This window comes from Desulfobacula sp. (genome assembly GCF_021107415.1).
Map to the genome: position 1 here is coordinate 1 of NZ_JAIOSW010000472.1, position 5,090 is coordinate 5,090.

At 39.6% G+C, this 5,090-nt stretch carries 7 protein-coding genes; all 7 read left to right on the top strand.

The features are described 5' to 3' along the window. The coding region (locus tag K8S13_RS23615; protein ID WP_291466184.1) for a flagellar hook-basal body complex protein at positions 1–304 on the top strand (304 nt) is incomplete at its 5' end. Between the two features lie 9 nt (positions 305–313). Then, a complete protein-coding gene (gene flgA / locus K8S13_RS23620; protein ID WP_291466185.1) occupies positions 314–1,318 on the top strand; it encodes a flagellar basal body P-ring formation chaperone FlgA in 1,005 nt (334 codons plus the stop codon). A 4-nt stretch (positions 1,319–1,322) separates the two neighbouring features. After that, positions 1,323–2,042 (top strand): flagellar basal body L-ring protein FlgH, encoded by a 720-nt coding sequence (locus K8S13_RS23625; protein WP_291466186.1) that lies wholly within the window; start codon positions 1,323–1,325, stop codon positions 2,040–2,042. A 15-nt stretch (positions 2,043–2,057) separates the two neighbouring features. Beyond that, positions 2,058–3,077, top strand: coding sequence for a flagellar basal body P-ring protein FlgI (locus K8S13_RS23630; protein WP_291466187.1), 1,020 nt, complete (start codon positions 2,058–2,060; stop codon positions 3,075–3,077). Between the two features lie 20 nt (positions 3,078–3,097). Continuing rightward, on the top strand, positions 3,098–3,418 hold the full coding sequence (locus tag K8S13_RS23635; RefSeq protein ID WP_291466188.1) for a rod-binding protein: 321 nt from the start codon (positions 3,098–3,100) through the stop codon (positions 3,416–3,418). Positions 3,419–3,602: 184 nt separating this feature from the next. After that, positions 3,603–4,106, top strand: coding sequence for a flagellar export chaperone FlgN (flgN, locus tag K8S13_RS23640; protein ID WP_291466189.1), 504 nt, complete (start codon positions 3,603–3,605; stop codon positions 4,104–4,106). Between the two features lie 3 nt (positions 4,107–4,109). After that, positions 4,110–5,090: flagellar hook-associated protein FlgK (gene flgK, locus K8S13_RS23645; RefSeq protein WP_291466190.1), on the top strand; the 981-nt coding region annotated here is incomplete at its 3' end.

Genomic DNA, 5,090 nt, shown 5'->3' on the forward strand with positions numbered 1-5,090 from the left:
TGCTGATGAAAATATCCTCGGAGAGGACAATGTTTTAATCAGCACATTTGTCAACGCTTCCGGCCTTTTTGCAGTGGGAAATAATCTTTTCAGGCAAACAGAGGGTTCGGGTAATGCAACAGAAAGAACACCTGGAGAAGAGGGTGCTGGAACCGTGGTCAATAATTTTCTTGAAGGCTCCAATGTGAGCGTAATTGAAGAAATGGTTTCTATGATTGCCGGACAAAGAGCCTATGAAGCCAATTCAAAATCAATTCAGACTGCTGACAGTATGCTTACTACTGCTAATGGATTGAAAAGATAGATGATTAATATGTTTTTAATAAAAATAAATATTAAATCCATTTGGTTTTTTATCATTGGGTTTATACTTATTCAGCATCTATGTCCATATAGCCTTTTTGCAGAGGAGAATCAGGCATTTAAAAGCAGCATAAAGATAATTGTAAAAGAGACAAGTCTTGTAAAGCAATCCCATATTTTTTTAGGAGATATAGCCGATATAAATGCCAATAGGTTCTTAAAGGAAGCACTTGAGAAGATAGAGCTTGGTTTTTCCCCAAAACCGGGTAAGATAAAATTATTGGATAAAAAAAAAATAGTTTCCATTATTCAGGGTCAAAGGTATCTGCCTGAAAATATCATCGTCACATCTCCGCAACAGATCTATGTGAAGCGACTGAGCCAGAAGATTTCAAAACAGGAAGTCAGACAATTCGTTGACAGCCGGCTTTCCCAGGTTTTTAAAAATCAGGAATATCAATTAAAAACACTGAATATCAGAGGGCTTGAAGCATATCCACAGGGAAAGACCCGGTTTCTGTTTGATTCAAATGAAATGATTAATAAAAATGGAAAATTTTCCTGTTACATTGATATTGTCATTGATGGAATAAAAGAAGACAGGCTGAGAATTTCAGGAGTGGTGGTTTTATATGAAAAGGTGTTTTATACTAAAAGATCTCTTAAAAAAGGTGCGACAATATCCATTGATGACATCATTTTAAAAAAGAAAAATATTTTTGAGTTAAGTGAGAATTTTATAAAGACATTTGATGACATTGACGGAAAGATTTTAAAATCAGGTATCCGTAAAGGTGATTATTTAAAAACAAGTCTTCTTTCAGAGCCTCCCATGGTACAAAAAGGAGACATTGTTACGCTTGTTTCCAGAAATCAAAACCTGTTAATTGTTACATCGGCAATATCCAAAGAAGACGGGTTTGAAAATGAGCTGATAAAGGTTGAAAATCTTGATTCAGGTAGGCTTGTCCGGGTAATTGTAAAAGAAAAATCTAAAGTGGAGGTCGTATATTAGAAAAATGATGATGAAATTTAAAACTATCGGCCTTTTAACGCTGCTTTTTTTTTATATCAGTTTTGCAGGTTGCATATCAGGTTCCCCAAAAGATACTACAGGGCTTGTGATCCCTGAAGGAACTTCAATCCAACCCGGTATTCAGCCGGAATTTTCTTCAGTCCGTCCTTCGGAAGGATCTTTGTGGATGAATAAAAACGGGTCAATGTTCGAAGATTCAAAAGCAGCTCATGTCGGAGATACAATTATTGTTGATATTATTGAGAATTCAACATCCAGCATGGATGTGAATACGGAAAGCTCAAGAAAAACAGGAATGGATATCGGAGTGCCGACTATGAATATACCGGGTGTGACTAATTATTTTCAAGCAGCTGCCGGCGGGACCAAGCTTATAGGGACAGATTTTTCAAATAATTTTGCAGGTGAAGCCAAAAGTGATCGTTCAGGACAGGTAACCGCTTCCATAGCCGCAAGAATTACTGAAGTGCTGCCCAATGGGAACTTAAGCCTGTTTGGCAGACGGGCAATGAAAGTCAATAACGAAGTCCAGTATATTACGGTTTCAGGAGTTGTCAGGCCCCAGGATATTTCAGCTGCCAATAGGATAAAATCCACCTATCTTGCAGATTCGCGAATCGAGTATTATGGCAAAGGCGCTCTTGCAGATAAGCAGAAACCTGGTTGGGGAACGAGAATTATTGATAATATATGGCCCTGGTAAAAAGGAAGTTATCCAATGTTAAAAAAAATATTAATCAATTTATTTATAGGGATTATTATTGTCTCAAATGCCCATTGCGCAAGGATTAAAGACCTTGCAGCCATTAAAGGTATCCGTTCCAATCAACTCACCGGATATGGCCTTATCGTCGGGTTAAACGGTACCGGAGATAAAGACGGGGTTAGCTTTACAAAGCAGGCCCTTGCCAACATGATGGAGAAGATGAATATTTTTATTGATAAAAATGGGCTGAAGGTAAAAAATGTTGCGGCTGTTATAGTAACTGCAAACATTCCGCCCTTTGCCCGAATCGGTGATAAAATTGATGTTCTGGTTTCATCCCTGGGAGATGCCAAAAGCCTTAAAGGCGGCACATTGCTGATCACCCCCTTAAAAGGGATAGATGGGCGGGTGTATGCTTTGGCCAATGGACCGGTGGCTCTTGCCATGCCGAGTGGTGCAGGGGACAGGGACAGCCATCTTCAGGTCGGTCGGATTGCCAACGGCGCATCGGTTGAACAGGAAATTGCCTTTAAACTGGATGGGAAAAGAAAATTAATCCTTTCTTTGTTCCGGCCGGATTTTACCACTGCAAAAAGAATGACGGATACCATTAATGCTTCAATTGGAGAGGGCGTTGCCAAAACCATTGATGCCAGTGCATTGAGCTTAAGGGTCCCGGACAATATGTGGCAAAAGAACGTGGCGGAATTTATCGCAGATATTGAAACACTTTCGGTTATCCCGGACACGATTGCCAAAATCGTGATAAATGAGAAGACCGGCACTGTTGTAATTGGAAGTGATGTCACCATCTCAAGTGTTGCCATTGCCCATGGGGATCTTTCAGTCACCATCAATGAAGATCCTGAAGATGAGAAAAAAGCCAGTGTCATGAATTTGCCCGGCACATCAACCATTGGTGACCTGGTCAGGGGGTTGAATTCCCTGGGGGTAAAACCCCGGGATTTAATCAGTATTTTGCAAAGTATTAAAGCTGCCGGAGCACTTCAGGCAGAACTTGTCATTATATAGTTTTTATTAAGGGGTTTTATATGGATATTGATCTTGTTAACCAGAACCTGGCAAAAGCAAACCTTGGTAAGATTGAAAAACAAACATCAGATCTTGTCCGTAACAATATCAGGGAAAAAGAATTAAAAGAGGCCTGTGCAGGATTTGAAGCCATATTCTTAAACACAATGATAAAATCCATGCGTGATTCCTTGCCGGGGGATGCGCTTTTGAATGATTCCCACGGAATGGATATTTATAAGTCAATGTATGATGAGCACCTTGCGGATGAGTTGTCAAAAAGCAAAACATCCATTGGGGTCAAAGAATTTTTATATCAGCAGTTAAAAGAATCTTTATAGATCTTAAGTATTTCCTTTTCTTTTCTCATTTCTTCTATCTTAATGTGGCATAATTGTTGCTATTTTTAGTATTCAGAGAATTAAACAGCCATAACAGGGAAAATAATTCCCTAAATAACAATCCAATCTGTTGGATTTATAGCATGTCCTTAAGGGGACATGCAAAATCACAGGAGGAATCAACATGGAAAATTTTACCCCTGATATTGAAGATATGCTCAATGAAAAACTGGACTTGTATAAACAGCTTAATGCTCAATTAAAACAGGAGCGTAAATTTATTGTCGATATTGATGTTGATTCATTGTGGAAAAGTTCAGAAAAAAAAAAGAAGATCACTAAAGAAATTCAAGCATTGCGGGGTAAAATTTTATATCATCTGGATGAGATGTTTTGCACCAATGATATGGATATCCGGTCTTTTTCAGTTTCATATCTCATCAGAACCATTCCAGCCCCTAAAGAATTGAAAACAAAATTTAGAAAGATAAAACTTGCCATAGAAAACGAAAAAAAAGAACTTGCCCAGGTGGCATTGGAAAATAAAAAATATGTCACAGAATACCTTTCGGTAATTGATGATGTCATGTCCATAGCTGTAGATAATTCCAAGCAGGCCCAGTATGATCTTTCCGGGGCAATGCCCGGATCTAAAAATCCCAATTGTCTTATACATGCAGAGGTATAGAAAATGAGCGGTATTTCATCCACTTTAAGTATTGCAAAAACAGCCATCGCTGCCCAACAATACGGGCTGAATGTTACCGGCCACAATATTGCCAATGTAAACAACCCTGACTATTCAAGGCAGAATGCCAATCATATCAGCAATAAACCTTCCCTGTATTCAGGGTTTCTTTTTGGAACCGGTGTTAATGTTACCCAGATTCAGCAATCCGTAGACCAGCTGCTTGAAAACAGGCTGACAGATGAAAAATCCGCCCAGGCCATGTTTGAAGAGGCTGAATCTTATATGAAAGTTCTTGAGGGCTTTTTTGATGAAAATTCTGAAGCCAGTATGAACAGCATTATAAGTGATTACTGGAATGCATGGCATGATTTGAGTGATAATCCTTTAGGTGTATCCGAAAGAGTCCAGATTTACGAGAAAGGTGTAAAGATGGCGGAACAGTTTAATTCTTTAAGATCAGACCTTGACCAGGTTTCTTTGGATATTACCTATGAAATCAATGCAACATTAACCACAATCAATTCGTTGTCCACCCAGGTTGCAGATCTGAATCGGGAGATACTTGGCCTGGAATCAAGCAGAACGGCTAATGATCTCAGGGATCAAAGAAACAGTCTGGTGGATCAGTTAGGTGAGTTGATTAATGTTGATGTGATCGCTCAGGGTAACGGTTCTCTCATAATAAACGCGGCCAATGGGTCTACACTTGTCAACGGGGTGGATCATTATAGTTTGAGTATGAAGACCCAAAAGGTCATGTGGCAGGGCTCCTTTGGTACAACCTTTGATATCACCGACGATATCAGTGGCGGAAAGCTGGGGGGGTGGCTTGAAATCAGGGATGAAGTTATTCCCAAGTATCAAGCCCAGATTGATGAGCTGGCCAGGGAGATGATATGGGCCGTGAACTATCAGAATTCCCAGGGGGCAGGCCTTGAATATTACTCCGGAACATTGACCGGCAGTTACAGTGTTGATGAA

Bases quoted from the DNA above. Each gene is read 5' to 3' on its own strand.
- flgA (WP_291466185.1), top strand. From the start codon at position 314: ATGTTTTTAATAAAAATAAATATTAAATCCATTTGGTTTTTTATCATT.
- K8S13_RS23625 (WP_291466186.1), top strand. From the start codon at position 1,323: ATGATGATGAAATTTAAAACTATCGGCCTTTTAACGCTGCTTTTTTTT.
- K8S13_RS23630 (WP_291466187.1), top strand. From the start codon at position 2,058: ATGTTAAAAAAAATATTAATCAATTTATTTATAGGGATTATTATTGTC.
- K8S13_RS23635 (WP_291466188.1), top strand. From the start codon at position 3,098: ATGGATATTGATCTTGTTAACCAGAACCTGGCAAAAGCAAACCTTGGT.
- flgN (WP_291466189.1), top strand. From the start codon at position 3,603: ATGGAAAATTTTACCCCTGATATTGAAGATATGCTCAATGAAAAACTG.